The organism is Cellvibrio sp. QJXJ, assembly GCF_024452345.1.
Taxonomy (GTDB): domain Bacteria; phylum Pseudomonadota; class Gammaproteobacteria; order Pseudomonadales; family Cellvibrionaceae; genus Cellvibrio.
In genome coordinates, this window is sequence record NZ_CP101662.1 from 4,612,025 (window position 1) to 4,635,747 (window position 23,723).

The following is a 23,723-nucleotide window of genomic DNA, read 5'->3' on the forward strand; positions in this document are numbered from 1 at the left end:
TCAAGTAACACTGCCGGTAGTGCGCACACGTTTACTGCCTTTCACCGCGTGTGTTTTACGGGCGTCCGCACGTTTTTTAAGTTGGGCATCTATGGTGTTTTTGGCCGCAATTAAAAACCCCACCACAATAAACGCTCCCGGTGGCAGCAAGGCAAAAATCACATTGGGAAAACTGCTGCCAAAGACATTCAGTTGCCAGCTGCGTGCGGATTCACCAAAGAGTAATTGCATATCGGCAAACAGATGTCCGGTGCCGAGCAGTTCGCGTACAGCGCCCACACAAACAAGTACTAACAGAAACCCCATCCCCATCATAAAACCATCGATGGCGGAAGGTAGGAGAGTATTTTTGCTGGCAAAGGCATCAGCGCGACCTAATACGGCGCAGTTGGTCACGATTAACGGGATAAATAATCCAAGTATTTGGTACAACTCGTAGGTGTAAGCTTTCATCAGCAATTCAATACAGGTAACCGCTGAGGCGATAATCATCACAAAGGCGGGCAGCCTTACTGCGTCGCTTACATAGTGGCGGATCAGTGAAACCACTGAGTTGGTGGTGGTCAGAACCAGTAATGTAGCCAGCCCCAGGCCGAGCGCGTTAACAACGGTAGAGCTGACCGCAAGCAGGGGGCAGAGGCCGAGAAGCTGCACTAACGCGGCGTTGTTACCCCACAGGCCCTTTTGGGTAATTTCTGTGTAATTCACGCCATTACTCATGTTGTTCACCTGCGCTTGGCTGTTGATTCGCATCAAACAAGGTTTGATGGTTGGTATTCACAAATTCCAGCACGCGTTTTACTTGTCCCACTACGGCGCGCGGAGTGATGGTGGCACCGGCAAATTGATCAAAGGTGCCGCCATCTTTTTTAACTTTCCATTCCTCGATAACAGGAACAGTCAGACTTTTGCCATTAAAACTTAAAATCCACTGATGCTTTTTTAGCTCAATTTTGTCGCCCAGTCCGGGAGTTTCTTTGTGCAGTAATACACGCACGCCGGCAATGGTGCCATCAGTTTTTACCCCGACAATCATACTGATATCGCCGGAGTAACCATCGTGTGCCGTGGCGGGAACGATCAAGGCGGTGATTTGCCCTTGCTGGCGCGCGCGATAAATCTTGCTGGATTCGCTGGCGCCCAGCGGCTCCCATGCGCTATCCGGCACGGGTATGGTGTCATTGAGCAGATCGTTATCGTGATCTTGCAGGGGAATTATTTCAAATAGTGCGCGCTGTTGTGCGGCGCGCTCTGAAGCTGCAATACGATCCTGGGTGCCGAGGTTGGTCAGCGCCAATGCGCCTGCCGTGCAAATCGCAAAAACGGCGAGGATAAAGCTGTTTTTACTTATGGATTGGCCGAGCATTAGTGACCTCCATCCTGTTTGCTACTGTCGGTCGCACGGCGCGGTTTTTTGTGGCCGTAGGTGCGCGGAGTAGTGTAGTAATCAATAAAGGGGGCGGCGAAATTCAGCAGCAAAACTGCAAAACCAACTCCGTCGGGGTAGCTGGTGCCCCAGGCGCGAATCACATAAATCACCACACCAATCAACGCGCCATAAACAATGCGCCCACGGGTGCTCACCGCCGAGCTGACCGGATCGGTCACAATAAAAAATGCGCCGAGCATAGTGGCACCGGACAGCAGGTGAAAAATGGGTGAGCCGCCGGAATTGGAGCTGCCTGAGTCGTAAAACAGCGCGGCCATCAGCGCCAGCGCCAGCAGCATGGAAACCGGGGCATGCCAGGTAAAGACTTTTTTGTAGAGCAGATAGATGCCGCCAATCAAAAAGGCGATGTTGACCCATTCCCAACCAGCACCGGCCCAGCGGCCTTCGGTAAATACAGGCTGTTGTTGATAGAGGGCATCCAGCGTCAGGCCGGAGTTTTGTTTCATAATGTCCAGCACTGTCGCCGAGCTGTAGCCGTCGATGGGGGTGCCAAAAAAGATCTTATCCAGCGCCGCGACCAGGCTGGGTGCAGTATGTCCATCGGCCAGCATGGGTAATGGCGTGGCCCATTGGGTCATCTGTACCGGAAAGGAAATCAGCAGCAGCACATAGGCCACCATCGCCGGATTAAAGGGGTTAAAGCCCATGCCGCCGTAAAGCTGTTTAGCCAAGACAATCGCGACAAAACTGGCGCTGATCACCAGCCACCAAGGGCAATAGGGCGGAAGGGATACACCGATCAGCACGCCGGTCACCAACGCGCTGCAATCGCGTAGGTAGAACATCACCGGACGTTCACGCAGTTTCATCACCAGTGCTTCAAAGGCGATGCAGCTCAAGCTCGCCAGCAACACATTGATTAACACCCCTATACCAAAAAAGTGAGTCAGTGCGGCAATACCGGGAAACGTGGCATAGACCACCAAGCGCATAACGCGCCCGGTACGATTGGCCCCGTGGGTGTGGGGTGAGGTGATATTTAATAACGCCATTCGTTTATCTCGTTAAGAATCGCCGTGATGAACACTGCCCTAGGCCAGTTCTTGCAGCTTTTCTTCCAGTTTGGTGACGCCGGCGCGGAAGGCGTCGATATTGGCGTCGTTTTCAGTTTCTGCCTTGGCTAAACGCTCGCGCGCTTTAGTTAAACGGTTTTGCAGGGATTGAATCTGCTCGGCGCGTTTTTCCTCATCACTCATACTCGCCATGGCAGCTGCCTTGGCTTTTGCTTTTTCAATCGCGGCTTGCGCTGCGTTTTGCTCTGCGCTCGCAGGTTCAGCAGTTACTGGCGCAGCGGCAACGACCGGCTCGTCTTTAATGCCCAATGCCTTGAGTTCAGCCAGCGCTTCCGTAATTTTTTGCTGCAGCTTTTCGGCGCCTTGTTGTAAGGCATCCAAATTGGGGCTGCCGTCGGCTTTGGCGGCGGCAACTTTCTCTTCGGCTTTGGCCAACCGTGAGCGCAGGGATTCCAGATTTGCGCGCGCTTTGTCTTCCGGTGACATGGTCAGTTTTGCCTGCGCGCGGGCAATCGCCGCCGCGACGGGATCGCTCGGGTCTACTGCCGGTGCGCCCGCCGCTGGAGCAGCGGTGGTGCCGGGTTCGATGCTGCTAGTGACAGAGTTATTGGCAACAAACTCGGCCAGTTTCTTCTCCGCCTCTGCAACTTTTTGCTCGGCTTGTTTGATGCGCGCCTGCTGTTTAACCAGCTGTTCTTCGGTAATTACCGGGTTGGTTTTGTTCGGCACCAAGGTTTTTTGCGCAAACTCCAAGCCATTTTTGGCCGCGTTAAGCAGGCGCTCCAGCTTGGCTTTTTCTTCTTCACTGGAAGCCTGCGTCGCACCCACTTTAATCACGGCTGCGGTAATGACATCAGTAGCCGTTGCCGGATTCTTCGCCGCCTCAGCCGCTTTTTCGGCCAGTTTCTTTTTGGCTTCTTCCGCTGCCTTTTGACGTGCTAGACGTTTGGCTTCTTTTTCGGCTTCTTCTTTGGCGATGCGCTGCTGGCGGAATTCAAAACGCTGACGCGAACGATCCGATTTCTCCTTCTCGATCTCGTGCAGGCGAATAGTGCCCTTGGCGGCGCGATAGTACTGCACCAGCGGAATAGTGCTGGGGCAAACGTAAGAACAGGCGCCGCATTCAATGCAGTCGAACAGGTTGTGCGATTCGAGCCGATCAAAATCCTCCGCCTGTGCATACCAGAACAACTGTTGTGGCAACAGGCTTGCCGGGCAGACCTCGGCGCACATGCCGCAGCGAATACAGGCTTGTGCGGGTTGTGGTTCAGGCAGTTCTTGGGTGCTGGGCGCCAGAATACAGTTGGTGGTTTTGATTACCGGCGCGGCCAAATCCAGCAGGGTAAAGCCCATCATCGGCCCACCCATGACTACCCGCGATGCTTGTTTCAAGTTAAAACCGTGCTGCTCTAGCACATAGTCGATAGGTGTTCCCAACAGCACATTGATATTGCGCTGGGTTGTTAATGCCTCACCGACTACCGTAGTAATGCGCGAAATGAGCGGCTCACCAAAACGCACAGCGCGCCAGGCGGCAGCGGCGGTGGCGACATTCACACAGATAACCCCCACATCGGCCGAGTGATGGCCGCTGGGAATCTCCCGCCCGGTCAAAATTTGGGTCAGCTGTTTGGCACCACCGGAGGGGTACTTGGTGGGAATCACCACTACCTGAATATTGGCGGCTTCGCTGCGCAGGGCTTTGGCGCCAGCAACCGCAGCTTTTACCGCAGCAATGGCCGTGGGTTTGTTGTCCTCAATGCCAATCAGCAGGTTTTTGGGGTGATGCAAAATATGACTCAGCAGCAAGGTTCCGGCGACTAACTCCTGCGCCTGGGTTTGCATCAGCATGTCATCGGCGGTGATGTAAGGCTCACATTCGGCACCGTTGAGGATCAATGTATCGATCACTTGCGTCGATTTGGGTGCAAGTTTTACGGCAGTGGGGAAACCTGCGCCCCCCAAACCTGCCACACCGGCTGCGCGGATTTTATCCAGCAGTTGCAAGCGATCCAGCTGTAGGTAGTCTTCACAGGGAATTAGTTGAACCCACTCGTGTTTGCCATCCGGTTCAATAATGACGGATTCACTGCTCATGCCGGACGGATGTGGAATCGCACGGGACTCAATGGCTAATACAGTCCCCGAGGTAGACGCGTGGGTATTGGCACTAAAGGTGCCATCGGCGATACCAATCAATTGCCCGGCGAGCACGCGCTCACCTACTTGCACAATGGCGCGTGCGGGGGTGCCCATATGTTGATTTAGCGGAATCACCAGAAACGGAGGCAGGGGAATTTCGCCCAGCGGCAATTGCAGGGATTGGCTTTTGTGTTGGGGAGGGTGAATACCGCCCGGTAATTCCCAGACTTTGATCAGGCTTGTCATCTATGCAGATTTCTCGTCGTCAATGCGGCGCTTAGGCAGCTTTTTCACCGTCGGGCTTGTCGCTATTTAGCGCACTACCACGGCCAAGGTCAGTGGCAATTACATTCGTTTCCAAAGGAATTACCGGCACTTCCTGGGCGATCACATGGAACACCGGTTTTTGGTTGGTGGCCGGTAGATCCCACTTCCAGGTTTTCAGGTCAGTTTCAACCGGGATCATATCGATACAATCCACCGGGCAGGGCTCCACGCACAAGTCGCAACCGGTGCATTCATCGGCAATCACTGTGTGCATGTGTTTGGCGGCGCCGAGGATTGCATCCATTGGGCAGGCCTGAATACATTTGGTGCAACCTATACATTCGTCTTCGCGGATAAAAGCGACACGTTTCACGTCCAAATGTTCGCCGTGTTCCGAGTCCAGGGAGGGAGCCTCTACATCCAGCAAATCGGCCAGGGCATTAATAGTTGCCTGACCGCCGGGCGGACATTTGTTGATGGCTTCACCGTTAGCGATTGCCTGGGCGTAGGGGCGGCAGCCGGGGTGGCCGCATTGACCGCATTGAGTTTGCGGCAACAGCGCGTCGATCTGCTCGACGATGGGGTCGCCTTCCACTTTGAATTTGACTGCAGCAAAACCCAATACCGCGCCAAATAGCGCCGACAGGCCGCCGAGTGCAATCAGGGCGCTGAGGATAGGGTTCTGGAAAATAAATTCGATCATGAATGCCAGACTCGTCAGTTATTGCAGGCTTACCAGCCCGCCAAAGCCCATAAAGGCCAGTGCCATCAAACCGGCAGTGATCATGCCAATCGCCGCGCCTTTAAAAGGCACCGGCACATCGGCCACCGCTAAACGCTCACGCATCGCGGAAAACAATACCAACACCATCGCAAAACCGAGGGCGCCGCCAAAACCATACATTGTGGATTCAAAAAAGCTGTGGGCTTTTTGCGTGTTCAGCAAGGCAACACCGAGCACGGCGCAGTTCACAGTAATTAGCGGCAGAAACACGCCAAGTACGCGATAGAGCAGCGGGCTGGTCTTTTCCATAAACATTTTGACGAATTGCACCACTGCCGCGATTACCAGAATAAAAGCGATAGTGCGTAAATATTGCAGCTCCAGCGGCGCCAGCACCCAGGTGTCCACCAGATAGGTACAAATAGAAGCGAGGGTCATTACAAAGGTAGTTGCACCCGCCATGCCGATGGCGCTCTCCAATTTATTGGATACGCCCATAAACGGGCAGAGGCCGAGGAATTGCGCCAATACAAAGTTATTCACCAGCACGGTACTGAGCAAAATGATTGCTAATTCGCTGAAACTCATGATGTTTGTCCAATGAAGGAAAGCCGCTGAAGTGAATGCCCGGAGTCAAAGGGCTGCGTATTATCGGCAAGTAGAGAGGCATTCTCAATAAATAAAGCGCTAAAGGTTTAGCTTGTTTGTTTATATCCTTATGACGGGAGCTCCTCCCCCCTTTAAAAAAGGGGGAGGTTGGCGCCCGGCGAGGGGAGTGATTTACATAACCCGTTGGCCCGGCTTTGCGCCAGCATGCGGTTCCAGCAAATAAATTTCCTTATCACCTGGGCCAGCGGCCAGCACCATGCCTTCGCTCATACCGAACTTCATTTTGCGCGGCTTGAGGTTGGCAACTACTACAGTTAGCTTGCCAACCAAGTCTTTCGGGTCGTAAGCGCTTTTGATGCCGGAGAACACGTTGCGGGTTTCGCCGCCCAAATCCAGAGTTAAACGCAACAGTTTGTCGGAACCCTCTACGTGTTCAGCGTTGGCGATCAGGGCTATACGTAAATCCACCTTGGCAAAATCAGTAAAGTCGATTTCAGCGGCGATAGGTTCAACGTCTGAGGTTTTCTCTTCCGCTTTTGGCGCAGCAGTCGCCAAGGCTTCTTTACTGGCGTCGATCATGGCATCTACCTTGTCTTTTTCAATGCGGGTGAGCAGTGGTTTGAACTCGTTGATCTTCTCACCGGCACGGAAACTGATCGGCGCATTCCAGCTCAGGGTTTCGCCCAAAAAGGCTTCGGCATCTGCGGTCAGCGCGGGTAATACCGGCTTCAAATAAGTCAGTAAGGCACGGAACATATTGATACCCAGGGTACAAACCGCTTGGGTTTGCGCTTCGGCACCAGCTTGTTTGGCCAGCTTCCACGGTTCTTGGGTAGCGATATATTCGTTGGCGGCATCGGCCAACGCCATAATTTCGCGCATGGCTTTGCTGTAGTCACGGTTTTCGTAATGGTTGGCGATAGTTTCGCCGCCATCCACAAACTGTTGCCATAAAGCGGCGTCAGCCACTTCAGTCGCCAATACGCCACCGGCATTGTTGATAAATTTGGCGGTACGGCTGGCGATATTCACTACCTTGCCGACCAGATCAGAGTTTACGCGCTGGATGAAATCTTCCAGATTCAGGTCGATATCGTCCACATTGCTGGTGAGCTTGGCTGCGAAGTAGTAGCGCAGGTATTCCGGATTTAAATGATCGAGATAAGTGCGGGCATTGATAAAGGTGCCGCGCGATTTACTCATTTTGGTGCCGTTAACGGTCAGAAAACCGTGTACACAGACTTTGGTTGGTGTGCGCAAATTGGCGGAGTGCAACATCGCTGGCCAGAACAGCGCGTGGAAATTCACGATGTCCTTGCCGATAAAGTGATACACCTCGGCGGTAGAATCTGGCTTCCAGTACTCGTACCAATCTTCGCCTTTCTTATCGAGCAAGTTTTTCAAGCTGGCGATATAACCGATGGGCGCATCCAGCCAGACGTAAAAATACTTGCCCGGCTCGCCGGGAATTTCAAAACCGAAGTAGGGCGCATCGCGGGAGATATCCCACGCCTGCAAACCGGCATCCAACCACTCAGCCATCTTGTTGGCAACTTCATCCTGTAGATGACCAGCGCGCGTCCAGCCTTTCAGAAAATCGCTGAATTCGGGCAGGGTAAAAAAGAAGTGTTCGGAATCTTTCGCCACGGGCGTTGCGCCGGAAATCGCTGATTTGGGGTTAATCAAATCCATCGGCGAATAGGTTGCACCGCACTTCTCGCAGTTATCGCCATATTGATCTTCGGTTTTACATTTCGGGCAGGTGCCTTTGATGTAACGGTCGGCGAGGAACAGCTGCTTTTCCGGATCGTAAGCTTGGGTAATGCTCTTGCTGGCGATATGGCCATTGGCCTTCAACCGGCCATAAATCATGTTCGAAAGTTCGTGGTTTTCAGTGCTGTGCGTTGAATGGTAATTATCAAAGGCGATATTAAACGCAGCGAAATCCGCCTCGTGCTCGGCTTTTACATTGGCGATTTGCTGCTCGGCCGAGTGACCCAACTGCTCGGCTTTGAGCATGATCGCTGTGCCGTGGGCATCGTCGGCGCATACGTAGGTGCAGTCCACACCGCGCAGTTTTTGGAAGCGCACCCAAATGTCGGTCTGGATATATTCCACCAAATGGCCGAGGTGAATAGCACCATTGGCATAGGGCAGGGCGCTGGTAACTAAAATCTTACGAGCAGGATTGTTGGATGAGTGAGTCATGGATAAAAACCTGTCAACGCTGAAATCTGGAGCTGGCAGCAGCCAGCCGAAAAAATGGGGCGCACTATAGCATTTTGTGCTGGAGCTGTGGCGCGACTAATCCTGATCGTAGGGTTTGTATTCAATCGCGGTGATGTAAAACAGCTCTTCCCCCTCCGGTTTTTTCAGCACAATTTCATCGTCCAGGCGCTTGCCGAGCATGGCTTTGGCGAGCGGTGAATCCATACTGAGTTTTTGCCGCGCGACATCAAATTCGTCGGGGCCGACGATTTGGTAAGTTTTTTCATTGCCGTCTTCATCTTCCAGAGTCACCCAAGCGCCAAAAAAAACTTTGCTGTGGTCTTCGGGTAAACGATCTACCACCGTGAGTACTTCCATACGCTTGGATAAAAAACGCACGCGCGAATCAATTTCACGTAGGCGACGTTTACCGTAGATGTAATCGCCATTTTCACTGCGGTCGCCGTTTTTGGCGGCTTCGTGCACTACCTGGGTGACTTGGGGGCGTTCTATTTTCCACAGCTGGGTAACCTCATCTTTCATGCGTTTAAAACCGGCGGCGGTGATATAGGTTGAACCTTTTGCACTGGGCGGGCGCCAACGTCCCATGACTTCTCTCCAACAATCAATGGTTACTAAAAACAGTGTGATAAAACGCTAACTCTTCATTGAGTGCGCGTTGCATATTCTGCGCCTGGCGAAAGCCGTGACCCTCTTCTTCAAAGGTTACGTAGCGGGTCATTATGCCTTTTTCTTGTAGTGCAGCGACCATGGCTTCTGCTTGTGCAGGTGGTACGACTTTGTCTTGCAGCCCCTGCAAAAAAATCACCGGGCAATTGAGTTGTTCTATGTGATAAATGGGTGAGCGGTCGCGATAAATCTTTTGTTGCGCGGGGTATTCACCCACCAGCGAATCCAAATAATGCGCTTCAAATTTATGGGTGTCGCGCGCGAGGGCTTCCAAATCGCCTATGCCGTATAAACTCGCACCGGCTTTAAACACATCGCCAAAAGTCAGGGCGGCGAGCACGGTATAACCGCCAGCGCTGGAGCCGCGAATGGCAACTTTATTTTTGTCGATGCGCTGCTGCGCCACCAAATAATCCACCCCGCTGCACACGTCGATGACATCGGTGATGCCCCAATTATTTTTTAACCGGTCGCGATATGCTCTGCCGTAACCGGTGCTGCCGCGATAATTCACATCCAGCACGGCAAACCCGCGGCTGGTCCAAAATTGGATTTTTAAATTAAGCGAGGTCTCGGTGGCGCCGGTAGGGCCGCCATGACACATCACCAACAGCGGCGGTAAATTAGCTGGCGCAATTTTATAGTCGGCATTGGTCGGAGCGTAAAAAAATCCGTGCGCAGTTTCGCCATCGCGCGTGGGAAAAGTAATTGCTTCGGCTTGGGAGAGGTAGCGACTGTCCAGTGCAAATTGAGTGTTATTTAGCGGCGCGCAAACACCTGAGTGATAGTGTCCTGATTCATAAAACCACAGCTGCGCCCCCTGGGTTGCCGTTGCGCCGAGAAAATAAGCCTGGCCTTTGTTTTCACTGTCTCCATTATTCATGGCTTGGCAACACACAGCTGAAATATCGCGCAGGGGTTGTGCAATTTGCTGCAAGGTTTTTTGCGCGATATTAATAACGCCCAATTGCCACACGCCTTGCTGGCTAAAACAGCAAAAAATTTCACTCGCGGATAAAAAACCGTAAGTGCTCATGCCAAACACCCATTGCGGTGTGGCGAATTCGGCATCGAGTGCACAAATGGCTTCGGCCTCTGCACCCGTCCAGCGATAAATATTCCACCAGTTGCTGCGATCCGACACAAAAAATAATTCGCTGGCCGGTGACCATTGCGGCTGAAAAATAGATTCATTATTTCCGCCGGCAATTGCCACGCTCCTAATAATGTCACCCTGCGCATTTAATTGGGCGATAACACACTCCGTGTTATCCCAGGGCATATGGGGGTGAAACCAGCGCAAAAAACTGAGTTGCTCGCCGTTGGGTGACAAGCGCGGGTTGGAATAAAAATCGGCGCCGGAAACCAATACCTCAAGCTGCACATTATCCAGCGGGATAGCGATAATCTCACTGGTAGGATGCTGGTTATCACTGCTGCAATTCTCGCGTATTGCCAGCAGGCGGTTGCGTCTTGGGTCAATACAAAAATCGGCGTAGCGATAAGCGCCTTCCGGGGTCAGTGCACGGCTGGTTTGAGTGTGTAAATCGTAGGCGTAAATGCGTTGGTCGCTATCCAGCACATAAAAAATCACATCGGCGGTGGCCAAGTAGGGCGCGCCGCCGTATTCCTGAATGCGGGTGCGAATGCTATGGGGGGCGGGCAGTAAATCACGGCGCTCGCCCTGTTTTTCACACACCAACACACTGCGGCCTTTTTCCTGCGGGCGGCTTTCCAGCCAGTAAAGTGTATCGCCCACCGCTTGCGGGTCGCTCAAGCGTATACCTTGACTGGTGAGCAAGTCGGCGGTGATAGGTGATGGCCAATGGCCGTAACTGGGCTGGGTCATAACATCTGCAATCCATTTAATAACGGGCGTGGGAGTGGGGCATTTTGCCCGCCGGATGCCGGCAGGGGAAGGCAGACCTTTTATTTACTTGAGGTGGATGGTATTTACCGGGCGTTGGGTTTTATTTATGTGACCGTTGGGCTTTAATGCGCGCATCAATCAGGTATTGCTATGACTTCCTCTGCCCCCATTTTTTCGCCCGCAGCACTGCGCACTTATTTACCGGATGGCGGTAATAGCGCAGACGCGGTCTATTGGGTGGGTTTTAGCGGCGGGTTGGATTCTACCGTGCTGCTGCATGCGCTGGTGCAATTGCCACTGCCGGTGACTATTCGCGCGCTGCATATCAACCACCAAATTTCGCCCCATGCCGATCAGTGGCAGGCTCGGTGTGCGGCAATTTGCGCGCAGTTGGGTATTGAGTTTACGGCAGAAAAAGTCAGCGTTATCAACAGCGGTAAAGGTATAGAAGATGCCGCACGCGCAGCGCGCTACGCAGTATTTGAGCGCTATGTGAGTGCGGGCGATTTTCTGCTCACCGCCCATCACGCCAACGATCAATCCGAGACATTACTGCTGCGCTTATTGCGCGGTACCGGCCCGCGTGGGCTGGCAGCAATGGCTGTACAGCGGCCCTTGGGCCAAGCGACGCTGGTACGACCACTGCTGAATTTTTCGCGCGCGCAATTGGAAAGCTATGCCCGTGAACATCAGCTGCAGTGGGTGGAGGATGAAAGCAATCAGGACGATGCCTATGACCGCAACTTTTTGCGCAATCAGGTAATGCCTTTGCTTGCCCGACGCTGGCCGGCGTTTATGCGCAAATGGCAGCAAACGGCCGAGCTCTGTGCGGAGCAAGAGCAACTGCTTGAGGCTATCGCCCGCGAGGACTTACACACAGCGGCGACGCGACGCGAGCGCATCGGGCAGAGTATTGATCTGGCATTTCTCTGTTCCCTGTCGCTGGTACGCCAGCAAAACCTGCTGCGCTATTGGCTGCGCAGCGCCGGTTACAGCACGCCCGAGCAAAGCCATTGGCGGCAAATCCAGCAGCAATTGTTGCTGGGGCGCGAGGATGCTGAAGCGAATGTAACCTGGGGTGATCTATCGCTGCGGGTATTTCGCCAGCGCTTGTATCTGTTGCCTGCAGCCTTGCCGGTATTGACGTTGGATATAGTGGAGCAGGGTGCAGTTGAGAGGAGCGGCGACGGCGCGGTGCGCTTGAAAGTGGGATTGCCGGATTTACATATTCGCTATCGCCAAGGCGGTGAACGCTGTAAGCCTGCGGGGCGCCATCACTCCCAAACCTTGAAAAAATTACTGCAGGAATATGCCCTGGAGCCTTGGCTTCGGGATGACTTACCACTGGTGTATAGCGGCGATACGCTGGTTGCTGTGGGGGATTTATGGGTTTGTAGCGGATATACCGCCGAAGCGGGCGAGCAGGGGTTGCACTTGCGGTGGGGCGGTTAAACGGCGACAAGTGCGGTATCTGTTAATGACGACACAAACAAAAACGGGATGCTTTTGGCATCCCGTTTTTGTTGATTGCCAGGTTCAGCTTAGTAGAGGTACACCGCGCCAGACGCTTCCAGGCTGTTATCGCTCTGGTCAAGGCCTGTGCTGCTGGCTGCCGAACTGTTGCTGGCACCACTGGAAGCCGCAACAGAGGTATAGCCACGGCCCGATTCACGGTGTGCACCAACCAACATATTTTTACCATCACCCGAGAGTTCAACATTCAGCCCAAAGCGATCACTTGCATCAGGGTTGGATGCTTTTACATAACTCTTTTGTGACCAAACGGTATTGTTGCGGGTGAATACAAACACGGCGCCGGCATCCGCTTTGCTGGTATCACCTTCATCGCCATTAATACCGGTGGCATAGCTGCTTTCACGGAATGAACCGACAGCCAGGATATTGCCGTCGTCAGACAGGCTTACACTATTACCAAATTGACCACCGCCGTTTATCTGGATGCTGTAAGTCACACTGGTAACGGCTACCAAACTGATACCAGTGTGTTTGGTTAGTGTTGAAGGTTTAACGATTGCTTCTTGCGACCAACTTTCGCCCGACTTGGCAAACACATAGGCTGCGCCGGTATTGGCAAATTCAATATCTTGTGCGACATCGCCATTAATAGTTGTTGCTTTGCTCGCATCACCAGGTGCACCGATCACCAGGGTATTGCCATCGCCAGAAACATCCACGCTGGTGCCAAAGGCAGTGTACATATAAGTGCTGGCAGGTTTTAAGTAGGCTTCCTGATTCCACAAGTCTGCTGTGCGCTTAAAGACATAAGCTGCACCGTTATCAATTACGCCGCGCACTTGGTAGCGACCAGCTTCTTCGCACTCGGCGTCAATCACATAGGCGCCTTCGTTGAAGTAATAGCAAGAGTTCTTGGATTGATCGCCATTAACACCGGTTGCATTACTATCTTCACTGATTGCGCCAACCACCATGGTATTGCCATCGGTAGACAGGGCAATGCTCACACCAAAGGCGTCGTTTTGTTCCGCATTGGATGCTTTAACATGGGACTCTTCCTTCCAGCCATTCTCGCCTAAACGGAAGGTATAGATCGCACCTGAGGCTGAGCCACCGCGATAGCTGCTACCGGCGGAAGAGCTGCTTGAAGTAGTGCTGCTGCTTGAACTGCTGGTGCTGCTGGTAGATGAGCTGCTGGAGGGGTAAAACTCCAAACACGCCAGTGATGACATACTGCTTGAAGCGTTAAAGTTGAAAACGCCGCTTCTACTGATGAAGTCCTCAGACGTGCCAACCGCAAGGGTTTTACCATCACCGGAAAGTGCTAGCGATTCTCCAAAACGTAGCGCAACCGCTGATTGGGCAAAGGCGTGAAGTGTAGAGAAAATCGGTTTTACATAAGCATCTTGTGTCCAGGTGCCTGCGCTGCGGGTAAAGATGTAGACCGCGCCAACATCAAGAGTTCTTGCTGCCAGCAAATTACCAGTACCGCCTGAGGAAGCGGCAGAGCTGATGACCTGTTCATAATTGTCCTGATTACAGTTGACGCCATAAGATGGGCTGTCTTCCAATAAGGCCGATACTGCCAAGGTATTGCCGTCGTCAGACAATGCCACACGGTAACCAAAACGATCATTCGGCAGCACGCGAAGGCCATTTAAATTAGGCTGCTCGGTATTGGACGCTTTGAGGTAGGCCTGCTGTACCCAAAGCCCATCCTCTTTCACAAACACATAAACTGCACCGGCATTTACTATTTCGTTGTTGGTTTGATCACCATTAATACCAACCGCTTTACTGTCCTCTGCAGGCGCGCCAATCGCCATGGTCATGCCATCGCTTGAGAGGGTAATACTCCAACCGAACCAGTCAAATGAGCCGGTATTGGAGGCTTTGAAATAGCCGATGGCTTTGATCATTTCGGTGGCGGTAAATGTCATGTCCGAGCGCTGGCTGCAGTCGTCCGCAACACAGGCATCCACCCAATAACGGGTATTTACCCAGTCGTGAATGTGTACGCCAATTTCATCGCTGGCACTGGTGGTGGTGATGTTGTCAGCTAACAGCACTGCGCCGTTTTCAGCGTCTTGTTTGTAAAGTTTGTAGTGGGTTGCACCTTCTACCGCGCTCCACTGAAAAGTGAGTACTTTGGGGCTTTGTGCTTCCACTTTTACGCTGGGCCAAATGCCTGAGCCATTGGCGGGTACGGAGGCACTGCTAAAGCTGCTGCGCAGTGATGAGCTGCTGCTAATAGAAGAGCTGCTGGCTGATGATTTGTTGTCGCTTCCGCCGCCACAGGCAGTGAGCAAAAATGAACCGGCTGCGAGAGAGAGCAGCAAGGTGGTGCGCTGTAATAGCGGGGATAAACGATCAATATTCATTCAGCGTGTTCCTGAGGTTTAAAACTGGTCGGTGATTCTGTGTGTCGCGGCGCTTGGTGTCAATCAAATCGCCCGCATTTAGGCTTGGCTGCTTAATAAATAGAAGCCGCATAGAGACCGTGAAAACAGGCAATTGGTTCAGTGATTTTATGCGGTGTTAAATCTAACGAACTTGGGTGGGGTGAGTTGTTAGCAATTGTGCGAGTGAATGGCGCCCTGTGAGTGTGCGGGCGCCATGTAGCGGGAGGGCAGGTTAAAGCGTTTTCAGGTATTCAACCAGTGCCAAACGCTGTGCATGGTTGATAGGGTTTAGCTGGCGCATTTTGGGTTTGCCTTGTGCATCCTTCAATGGGCGCCCCTGTGCATCCAGAATAAATACCGGCGTCACGCCAGCGGCATATTCATGACCTTTATTGGAGTTGCTAGGCAGGCTGGTATCAAACACAAACAAGTCGGGGTATTGCGCCGGGTCACGCCCTACCATACCTACTTTTACTGGGTCCAGTTCGCGCACCCCTATCGTAAATTTGTTGGGGCGACAGGTTTTGCCACTGATGATTTCAGCATCACTGCAGCTGGGCATAAACAGTTCATACAAGCTGGGCACTGAGCCGTTGTGTAAATAAGGTGCTGTAGCCCAAATGCCATTGAGCGGGCGCGCTTTGTAAGCAGCGAGTGTGGCGGGGTTGTTTTTGTTGACGATTTCAAAGTCCAGATGCCGCTCGGTTTTTTTAATCGGGTTATCGCCGATGGAAGTCACCAAGTCATAGAGTTTCTCCGCCCAGCGGCGGATAAACGTTTTATCGTGATCCGGCTCCAGCAAAACTCCCTCAACTGCTGCACTCAGGGCAGGTAAGACCGGTGTATTGGCGCTAAAACGCGGCGAGCGAGGGTCGAGTGGTTTGATTCTATCGCGCTCAAAATAACCGCTTTTGCCGGTGTAGTTGAGTGCATTCATCGCCATGTATGGATCAGTACCGATGGTTTGCAGGCTGGCAAATTGAGATATCACACGTCGTTTGGGGTCGGTGCGGTCAATGGCTTCATGACAGGTGTGGCACTGGTATTCAATAAATATCTCCCTGCCTTGCTCGGCCAAATGCTGGTTAATGGCAGGCAATACATTTTGCTCGGCCAATTGTTGCCAGCTGGGCGACCACAGACTTTCAAGGTGACGCTCCATACGTGTCAGGTTGCGCACTACTACTGAGGAGCGGTAGCCCAGATCACCTGGCTTTTTATCCAGATCAAACTGTGCAAAGACACCGAGTGCTTCACCCGTATTGCGACCCAATGGCCCTGCTAATTCGTTATCGCCCACACCGTTCCACTGCACAAAGTCGTGCTGTGGGGTATCCCATAAATAGGGGTAGCTCACTGGTGCACTGGCGGGATTGAAGTTGGGTTCTTTGGGGGTGAGGTGGGCGAGAATACGGTTGTAAATGCGCCCAAAGGCATCGAGGCGCCCGTAACCATAAGCGACGCTTTGATTGCCGTGGCGCGGCTCATTGATCTGGTTGTAATGGGCGATTTGCGCGGCGACCTCGCTCAGCTCCACACGAAAGGCTTCTTGATCGGCGGGATATCGTGCTTTTAATACGTTTTTCGCAAGCCGCTCAAATTTGGCTGGCTCGTCGAGGCTGGTATTCAGCGCGGCAGACAAACTCTTTAGCATCTTTTCCATATCTGCCAGCGTTGACCCACCGTCAATGCGTATGGCTGCACCCTGATAATTGATCTGGCTGGTATGGCAAGCTGCGCAAGTCAGGCCAATATAATTTTTGCCGAGATGTTCATCTTTTACCCAGCCCACCGGCAGTCCATCCGGGTTGGCGAGTGAGGCCGATTGGGGCAGGTAACGCAGGCGATTCATATGCTCATCGCTGCGGAATAATTGTTCGCTGTCAGATACTTCCAGATGCAGGAAAATATCGTAGGGAATCAGGTTGGAGCCTTGGGTGACATTGTAAAACCACAGGCTTTGGGCTGCGCTCCAGTTTTGTTCGGGGTAAACCACCTGCTCGGCGCTATCACCAAAGCTATCTGTTGTAGTCGCTTTGGCGTAGCGGTCGCCATCAACCAAAACCCCCTGCGATAAATAACTACAACCTTGAAGCAGTGTGAATAAAGCGAGGGTTGCCCCCCATAACAGTCGTGCAGAAGCACTGGTGAAGGTCGTGATCATTCCTTTCAAATCCTGATGATAGTTGTGAACTGTAGTTGTGTACTGTCGTTGTGGAAAAACGTGCAGTAAAAAGTGAATGGGTAAGAGCAAAAAACACACGCAAAAGAATCGCTAAAAAGGCCTTGTGGTTAAGGAACTATTCAGTATTCCAGCAGCCTTAGCTAAGAACTTTATCAGATTGTACCCAGACGGGCGAAAGCGGTGAGGTGAATTTGTCACTGCTGCTACCAAGAATCTGGCAATAAAGTAACAAAATCTTTGCGGGTGTGAACGGGGTGGTGTGACAGCAAGCTTTTGCTTGAACTGTAACAAATTGTGCGTAGACTGCCGCCTCGCCGCGTAGAGGGACGCTTTTATTAGAACCGGGTGGCGAATAATCAACCAGTTTTCGGCCAATGTCGTTGTGGCGGAAAACCATAAGAACGCAGCGGGATCTTTTATGGTGATGAACTCTTTTTTTGTCGATACAGTGTTAAATAACCGCCTTGGGCAACCGGTAAGTCTGAGCGTTTGTCATCTGCAATTTCAAGGCCGCGATTACGTAATGGTGGCCGCGCCTACCCAACATACTTCCAGTTTTGTCGGAAAAAATGCTGAACCCTTTGCGTTTCAATTGCGCGAGCGTTTTGAGTTGGATGCGCGCCGTTTTGAATTAGTGGAAGTGCGTGAAACAGCGGATGGCCTTCATTTGTATCGCTGGCGTTTTGAGTGGGTGGGTAATTCACCGCTTTCAGCGCGCAGTGAAGAAATTGTCTCACCGGTACTGCGTGCTGCTTTATTGGACATTATTGAGCCTGCTCCCGCTGCGATCGCTTGAGCAGGTTGTTTGGAAGCTACGCTTAAGTATCAATGGTTATCGGCGTCTCTTTGCGCCACAAGCGTTGGCGCGGCAGCTGGGTGAGTTGCGCCAACAATGTCTGCTTGTGCTCCTCGTTAGTAAACCAGTAATAGTCCTGACTACTTTTAGGTTTAAACCAGCCACGCATTTCGCCCATATATTCGAGAGTTAATGTGGGCATACCCATCTTGCGATCAAAATTAAAACTGTGGTTCCAGTGCACTAATAAATCGCGTTTGGCGATGGCTAGCGCTAACGCCGGAGTCTCTGCACTGATAGGTTTGCAACTGATAAAACCAATCACTGGTTCAGCATTGTCGTTATCAATGCGTGAAGCATTTTCAAAAAAAATATCTTCGCCGGAAAGTACAACTTTGTAGTAGGTCATGATCAACTAATTTAACTCAATCCAATTCTGCATCGGTATTTTGGTGAATAGGTGTTGCCGAGGGTAGTTGTTGAAACAATTTATTAAAGTGCTGTTGCACGCGCGCAATATTCATCTCTGACATGCTGCTCGAAAATCCAAACCAAACATACAGCCCGTTCAGGTTTTTAAACATCGGTGGCAAATGTTTTGGAGCGACAATCACCCCGTCCAAATAGCGTTCATAGAGCAGCGGTAAATCATCCAGTGTGACTTTGCCGACAAACAGCATTGGGATAATTTCCGGTACACCGGATTGAATCGCGCTGCGAATAAAGTTTACGTTTTCAACAAATCCTTTTACGTAGGAAATATCTTTGGTGAACACCGAGCCGCCGGTTAAGGTGCCGCCGCGAAACACGCGTTGGGTGACGCGATAGCTGTCGTGCTCACTAATGCCGCGCTCTAAAAAGTAGCGATAGACTTCGCAAAAATCGGCGCCTTGCTCGGCTAAATCCACCGCGACAACCCGGTCGCTAATGCGTCGTGCACGCTGCGGAAAAGAGCTGAATGTCAGCGTTTCCAGCAGTACAGCCATGCCTTCCTGAATTGCAGTAATTCGCGGCGATCCAACACTTAGCCAGGTTGCCCAAGGCTGTTCACGGCCGTTCAGGGTGGTGCCGATGTGAACCCAACCTTCATGCACTTCCAGCACCTGGATATCCAGCTCGGAAAACAGCGAGCGGCGATTAATTTTAATGCAGTCGCCACCGGCAGACGCGTCGGACACTATGTCATCGCTTATCTGCACTCGCACTTCACCGGCGCCGAAATAATCACGCATGCGCCCGCTGAGCATAGTGACTGCATCTTCAGCATTGATGTGATTGGTGTAAGGGCGGTTTAGGTGCTCGACGGCTGGCAGCGAAAAAATATGGCACAAACGCTCACCCATTTGGCGCAGGGTTTTGCGATCGCCGCGAATATTGTCACTCGCCGAACCGTAGAGTTGTTTGCTGAAATGGCCGAACTGTTGGGTGCCGCGCGCGCCCAACAGCTCAATCACAATTTGGTATTGATCAATGGTGGCCTGCAGGATTTTGCCCAGCGCATCATGGTGCCCCAATTGGCGACGCACATCGCTTTTCAATTCTTTCAGTAGTTGACTGACATTGCGTGGATCAAATGCCAGTGCTTGGCGCTGATAAAAATCCGCCTCCAATCCAGGCAGTTCTCTACCTTGTTCGGCACGAAAACGCTGTTCGATTCCTGCTGGCCACTTGATGGCATCGAGGATACGAATGGGTTTTTGCAGGGAGACCAGGCGCGTTGAAAGTTGTTTCAATCGCTCCAGATAAAGTGAATCGGTCATAGTCGGAATGCCACAAAAGGGGGCAGCCAGGTGCCGGGCGCAGACGGCTTTGGAACGGCGCGCATTCTAGCCGTTTGCAGGTGATTTGTGGCGAGTATTTATACCTCGCCACGACACCTCTGGCATAGCGGTGGATAAATCGCCAAAATGCACAGGGTTTAACGTTGGTTAGCTAACAGAGGAATGGGTTTATGCCGTTTGTGGCGCTGGAAAAATTACATCAGCTTTACGATGGTTACCGCAAAGCCTTTACACTGGATGGCCAGTCGCTACTGTTACTGCAGGAGAACGGCAAAACCCTGTTGATCAAAAATAGCTGCCCCCATGCTGGTGCTGCGCTCACCTATGCAACGTGTACTGGCAATGCGATCCGCTGCCCCCTGCATGGCATGGAGTTTGATTTGAGTAGCGGGCGCTCCGCTAATCCCACGTGCAGTCAGCGATTGCAATTTATCCCGCTAATTTATGAAGGGAACATGCTTGGGGTTGAAGCAAGTTCTTACTGAGTTTTTAAGCAACAATAAATTATTAACCACAAAACAATGAGTTATTCACTACAAGGAAAGCTATGGCGCGTTTAATTATGAAATCCCTGGTGGTGCTGGTATTGATGATCGGCATTGGCAATTATTTGGTTTATCTCAAAACCGGGCAGATGCCGCTGCGCGATATGCATGCGCGTATGGGCGATGATTGGCTAGTTGATCTGCGTGAGTTGTTGTCCGATAAGTTGTCACCGAATCAGTTGGCAGCCGATGCCAAAGAAGCCATGGAAAGCGTGTCTGACAAGGTATCTAAGCCGGAAACACCTGCGCCCACTAAAGTCTATAAATGGACTGATGCAAACGGTCAGGTACATTTTGGTGATAAACCCCTCGCCAGTGACGCCGAGCAAATTGAAGTCGATACGCGCAATGCCATTTCTGCGCCCGAGTCTTCCGGTTGGTCTAAGCCCGAACCCACATCCGAACAAGTGGCTACCGATACCTCATCGCCGCTGGAAAAAGCTCGCGCCGCGGCCGAAGCAATGAAACAGCGCGTACAACAACAGGAGCAGGCGCAATAGCCCGCGATGAAAATATTCTGGCGCACCACTTGGCGAGTTCTCAAATGGCTAATGTTATTGGTGTTGGCCTATCAGTTATGGTTTTTCGCCCATATTCTGGTGTGGAAATGGGTGAATCCGGGTGCGACGAGTTTTATGTCGATTCGGCTGGATGAGCTGCGCGAGCAAAATCCCAAGGCGGAATTGAAGCATCAATGGGTGGATTACGCGCATATCTCATCCCACCTGAAACGTGCTGTGGTTGCTGCTGAAGATGATCGTTTTATGCAGCATCAAGGTTTTGATTTGCGCGGGATAGAGCAGGCGCTGAAAAAGAACCAACGCAAAGGCAAATCCGTCGCCGGGGGGTCATCCATTACCCAACAGTTGGCTAAAAACTTGTTTTTATCACCCTCTCGCTCTTACCTGCGCAAAGGGCAGGAGGCGGTTATCGCACTCATGATTGAGCTGCTGTGGGATAAACGCCGCATTTTGGAGGTGTATTTAAATGTGGTGGAGTGGGGCAATGGAGTGTTTGGTGCCGAAGCAGCCGCGCGCCATTACTACCGTGTCCCGGCATCGCAGATAGGCCCATCGGCAGCGGCGCGCATGGCGGTTATGTTGCCCAATCCCCGTCAATATGAAAAAGCCATGCCCGCGTGGGTGATCCGGCATGCCTCTCGCGTGCAGGCGCGGATGCGTAATTCGCAGATTCCCTAAGCGGCCCCCTTTAAATTCCTACACCCGCAACCATATTTGCCGGCGCGCGGTTCTTGCGCCGTTCTTGTATGGCGCGGTTCTCGCCGCACGGGTTTTGCGTTACAATCGCGACCCTTTTGGGGTCTTGGTATCCTGTTTAGCTAATTGTTGTAACTATCTTGTTGTAACCGAGGTGATAGACGTGCCTATTTATGAATACCAATGTGAATTATGCAGCCATAACCTTGAAGCCCTGCAAAAGTTGAGTGATGCCCCCTTGGTGGATTGTCCCGCCTGCGGCAAATCCAGCCTCAAAAAACAAATTTCAGCCGCTGGTTTCCGCTTATCGGGCGGCGGCTGGTACGAGACCGATTTTAAATCGGGCAAGAAAAAGAATATCGCTGGCGATGCGGGCAGTTCTGGCTCTGGGACAACTGCTGCCAGCTAAACCGGTCAAGCTGAACCTTGGGGGCGACAGATGTCGCCCCCAAGGTTCATAGAACACTTTCATACAAATACTTTACTTATAAACATCAGGAACTCGCTATGCGCAGCCAATACTGTGGCGCTTTAAATGCCTCGTTTATCGATCAAGAAGTGACCCTCTGCGGATGGGTTGATCGTCGTCGTGATCACGGTGGTGTGATCTTTATCGACCTGCGCGACCGCGAAGGTATTGTGCAAGTGGTGTTCGATCCGGATGCCAAAGAGAATTTTGCCTTGGCCGATAAAGTGCGCGGCGAATACGTATTGCAGTTGACCGGTAAAGTGCGTGCCCGTGCGCCGTCCACCGTTAACCCGAATATGGCGACTGGTGAGATCGAAGTTTACGGCACCGCGCTGACGATTCTGAACGAAGCGGAAACCATGCCGTTCCCCTTGGATGCCTACTCCAATGTTGGCGAAGAGACGCGTTTGAAATACCGCTTCCTCGATTTGCGCCGCACCGAAATGCAGAAAAACCTGCGCTTCCGCAGCAAAGTGACCAGCGTGATCCGCAATTATCTGGATCGCAACGGTTTCCTCGATGTTGAAACCCCAATCCTGACTCGCGCTACGCCAGAAGGTGCGCGCGATTACCTGGTGCCATCACGTACTCACGACGGTAAATTCTTTGCGCTGCCGCAATCGCCCCAGTTGTTCAAGCAGCTGTTGATGGTGGCTGGTTATGACCGCTACTACCAAATCGCCAAGTGCTTTCGCGACGAAGACTTGCGCGCTGACCGTCAGCCGGAATTCACTCAGATCGACATAGAAACCTCTTTCATGTCGCAAGAACAAATCATGGAAATTACCGAAGGTATGTTCCGCGAATTGTTTAAAGATTTGCTCGGGGTTGAGTTTGCTGAAATCAACCACATGCCGTTCTCGGAAGCAATTGCCAAATACGGTTCAGACAAGCCGGATATGCGTATCCCGTTGGAATTGGTTGATATTAAAGATCTGGTTACCGAAGTGGATTTCAAAGTCTTCGCTGGCCCGGCTAACGATCCAAAATCCCGTGTTACCGCATTGAAAGTACCCGGCGGTAACGAGAAGTTGACCCGTAAACAAATCGACGACTACACCAAGTTTGTTGGCATCTACGGTGCGAAAGGTTTGGCGTACATCAAGGTCAACGACAAATCTGATCTGGAAGAAGGCTTGCAATCGCCGATCGTGAAAAACTTGCCCGTGCCCGTGCGCGCGGCCATTTTGGAACGCGTTGGTGCTGAAAATGGCGACCTGATTTTCTTCGGCGCCGACAAACACAAAGTAGTAACCGAAGCGTTGGGCGCATTGCGCTGCAAACTGGGCGCTGACCTTGAGTTGTACACCACCCAATGGGCACCTTTGTGGGTTGTTGACTTCCCGATGTTTGAAGAGGATGACAAAGGCGGCTGGACATCCATTCACCACCCGTTCACTTCACCCAGCTGTACTCCAGAAGAGTTGGTTGCAAACCCAGGCGCGGCCTTGTCCCGTGCTTACGATTTGGTACTGAACGGTACTGAGTTGGGTGGTGGTTCGGTGCGTATCCACTCATCGACCATGCAACAAGCGGTATTTAAAATCCTTGGTATTTCACCGGAAGAGCAACGCGAGAAGTTTGGCTTCCTGCTCGACGCACTTGCCTACGGCGCACCACCACACGGCGGTTTGGCGTTCGGTTTGGATCGTCTGATTATGTTGATGGTGGGCGCAAGCTCCATCCGCGACGTTATCGCTTTCCCCAAAACCCAAAGTGCGGCCTGCGTGATGACTGATGCTCCGGGCACTGTAGATGAGCTGCAGTTGCGTGACCTGCACATCCGCTTGCGTAAGAAAGAAAAAACAGTGGTTGCTGAAGATGCGCCCGAATACGGCATGTAACTTTTGTTGATCTAAAAAGGGGTGGGCATTGCCCG

20 protein-coding genes are annotated in these 23,723 nt (G+C 52.1%); 7 read left to right on the plus strand and 13 right to left on the minus strand.

What is annotated here, in order from left to right; all coding sequences use genetic code 11:
* The 9 genes from NNX04_RS19970 to NNX04_RS20010 form a co-directional block, all read right to left on the minus strand.
* Entirely contained in the window at positions 1–720 is a 720-nt protein-coding gene (locus NNX04_RS19970) for an electron transport complex subunit E (protein ID WP_040392796.1), read from the minus strand.
* Positions 713–1,366 (minus strand): electron transport complex subunit RsxG, encoded by a 654-nt coding sequence (gene rsxG, locus NNX04_RS19975; RefSeq protein WP_261946956.1) that lies wholly within the window; start codon positions 1,364–1,366, stop codon positions 713–715. The genes NNX04_RS19970 and rsxG overlap by 8 nt, the downstream gene beginning before the upstream one ends.
* Positions 1,366–2,442, minus strand: a complete 1,077-nt coding sequence (rsxD, locus tag NNX04_RS19980) for an electron transport complex subunit RsxD (protein ID WP_007644163.1) — start codon at positions 2,440–2,442, stop codon at positions 1,366–1,368. The genes rsxG and rsxD overlap by 1 nt, the downstream gene beginning before the upstream one ends.
* A 39-nt stretch (positions 2,443–2,481) precedes the next feature.
* On the minus strand, positions 2,482–4,851 hold the full coding sequence (gene rsxC / locus NNX04_RS19985) for an electron transport complex subunit RsxC (protein WP_261946957.1): 2,370 nt from the start codon (positions 4,849–4,851) through the stop codon (positions 2,482–2,484).
* Positions 4,852–4,882: 31 nt separating this feature from the next.
* Positions 4,883–5,575: an electron transport complex subunit RsxB gene (gene rsxB / locus NNX04_RS19990; RefSeq protein WP_007644161.1), complete on the minus strand. Its 693-nt coding sequence runs from the start codon at positions 5,573–5,575 to the stop codon at positions 4,883–4,885.
* Between the two features lie 18 nt (positions 5,576–5,593).
* On the minus strand, positions 5,594–6,184 hold the full coding sequence (gene rsxA / locus NNX04_RS19995; protein ID WP_007644160.1) for an electron transport complex subunit RsxA: 591 nt from the start codon (positions 6,182–6,184) through the stop codon (positions 5,594–5,596).
* 192 nt (positions 6,185–6,376) lie between these two features.
* Complete coding sequence (gene metG, locus NNX04_RS20000) at positions 6,377–8,413, minus strand: methionine--tRNA ligase (RefSeq protein ID WP_261946958.1); 2,037 nt, start codon at positions 8,411–8,413, stop codon at positions 6,377–6,379.
* 96 nt (positions 8,414–8,509) lie between these two features.
* A complete protein-coding gene (greB, locus tag NNX04_RS20005; RefSeq protein WP_007644157.1) occupies positions 8,510–9,022 on the minus strand; it encodes a transcription elongation factor GreB in 513 nt (170 codons plus the stop codon).
* A 16-nt stretch (positions 9,023–9,038) separates the two neighbouring features.
* Complete coding sequence (locus NNX04_RS20010) at positions 9,039–10,952, minus strand: S9 family peptidase (protein WP_261946959.1); 1,914 nt, start codon at positions 10,950–10,952, stop codon at positions 9,039–9,041.
* A 171-nt stretch (positions 10,953–11,123) separates the two neighbouring features.
* Here NNX04_RS20010 and tilS point away from each other — a divergent pair, with 171 nt between their 5' ends.
* On the plus strand, positions 11,124–12,425 hold the full coding sequence (gene tilS, locus NNX04_RS20015) for a tRNA lysidine(34) synthetase TilS (protein ID WP_261946960.1): 1,302 nt from the start codon (positions 11,124–11,126) through the stop codon (positions 12,423–12,425).
* A gap of 89 nt (positions 12,426–12,514) precedes the next feature.
* Here the strand turns inward: tilS and NNX04_RS20020 are convergent, their stop codons facing one another.
* Together NNX04_RS20020 and NNX04_RS20025 are read right to left on the minus strand one after the other, a co-directional pair.
* A complete protein-coding gene (locus NNX04_RS20020) occupies positions 12,515–14,830 on the minus strand; it encodes an FG-GAP repeat protein (RefSeq protein ID WP_261946961.1) in 2,316 nt (771 codons plus the stop codon).
* Positions 14,831–15,083: 253 nt separating this feature from the next.
* Complete coding sequence (locus NNX04_RS20025; RefSeq protein ID WP_261946962.1) at positions 15,084–17,015, minus strand: di-heme-cytochrome C peroxidase; 1,932 nt, start codon at positions 17,013–17,015, stop codon at positions 15,084–15,086.
* A gap of 439 nt (positions 17,016–17,454) precedes the next feature.
* Here NNX04_RS20025 and NNX04_RS20030 point away from each other — a divergent pair, with 439 nt between their 5' ends.
* Positions 17,455–17,832 carry a hypothetical protein gene (locus tag NNX04_RS20030; protein WP_261946963.1) on the plus strand — a complete coding sequence of 126 codons (378 nt, stop codon included), beginning with the start codon at positions 17,455–17,457 and terminating at the stop codon, positions 17,830–17,832.
* A 22-nt stretch (positions 17,833–17,854) separates the two neighbouring features.
* Here NNX04_RS20030 and NNX04_RS20035 read toward each other — a convergent pair whose 3' ends face one another.
* Together NNX04_RS20035 and NNX04_RS20040 are read right to left on the minus strand one after the other, a co-directional pair.
* Positions 17,855–18,241: a hypothetical protein gene (locus tag NNX04_RS20035; protein ID WP_007644150.1), complete on the minus strand. Its 387-nt coding sequence runs from the start codon at positions 18,239–18,241 to the stop codon at positions 17,855–17,857.
* A 16-nt stretch (positions 18,242–18,257) separates the two neighbouring features.
* Complete coding sequence (locus tag NNX04_RS20040; protein ID WP_261946964.1) at positions 18,258–19,592, minus strand: flavohemoglobin expression-modulating QEGLA motif protein; 1,335 nt, start codon at positions 19,590–19,592, stop codon at positions 18,258–18,260.
* Between the two features lie 191 nt (positions 19,593–19,783).
* On the opposite strand from NNX04_RS20040, the gene NNX04_RS20045 reads away from it, so the two are divergent.
* From NNX04_RS20045 to aspS, 5 genes are all read left to right on the plus strand, one after another.
* Positions 19,784–20,098: a Rieske (2Fe-2S) protein gene (locus tag NNX04_RS20045; RefSeq protein ID WP_261946965.1), complete on the plus strand. Its 315-nt coding sequence runs from the start codon at positions 19,784–19,786 to the stop codon at positions 20,096–20,098.
* Between the two features lie 62 nt (positions 20,099–20,160).
* The gene (locus tag NNX04_RS20050) at positions 20,161–20,658 is read left to right on the plus strand and encodes a DUF4124 domain-containing protein (RefSeq protein WP_261946966.1); all 498 of its coding nucleotides are present in this window, start codon (positions 20,161–20,163) and stop codon (positions 20,656–20,658) included.
* Positions 20,659–20,664: 6 nt separating this feature from the next.
* Complete coding sequence (gene mtgA / locus NNX04_RS20055) at positions 20,665–21,357, plus strand: monofunctional biosynthetic peptidoglycan transglycosylase (RefSeq protein WP_261946967.1); 693 nt, start codon at positions 20,665–20,667, stop codon at positions 21,355–21,357.
* Between the two features lie 181 nt (positions 21,358–21,538).
* Entirely contained in the window at positions 21,539–21,784 is a 246-nt protein-coding gene (locus NNX04_RS20060; RefSeq protein WP_261946968.1) for an FmdB family zinc ribbon protein, read from the plus strand.
* A 98-nt stretch (positions 21,785–21,882) separates the two neighbouring features.
* Complete coding sequence (gene aspS / locus NNX04_RS20065; RefSeq protein WP_261946969.1) at positions 21,883–23,688, plus strand: aspartate--tRNA ligase; 1,806 nt, start codon at positions 21,883–21,885, stop codon at positions 23,686–23,688.
* Positions 23,689–23,723 lie beyond the last annotated feature (35 nt).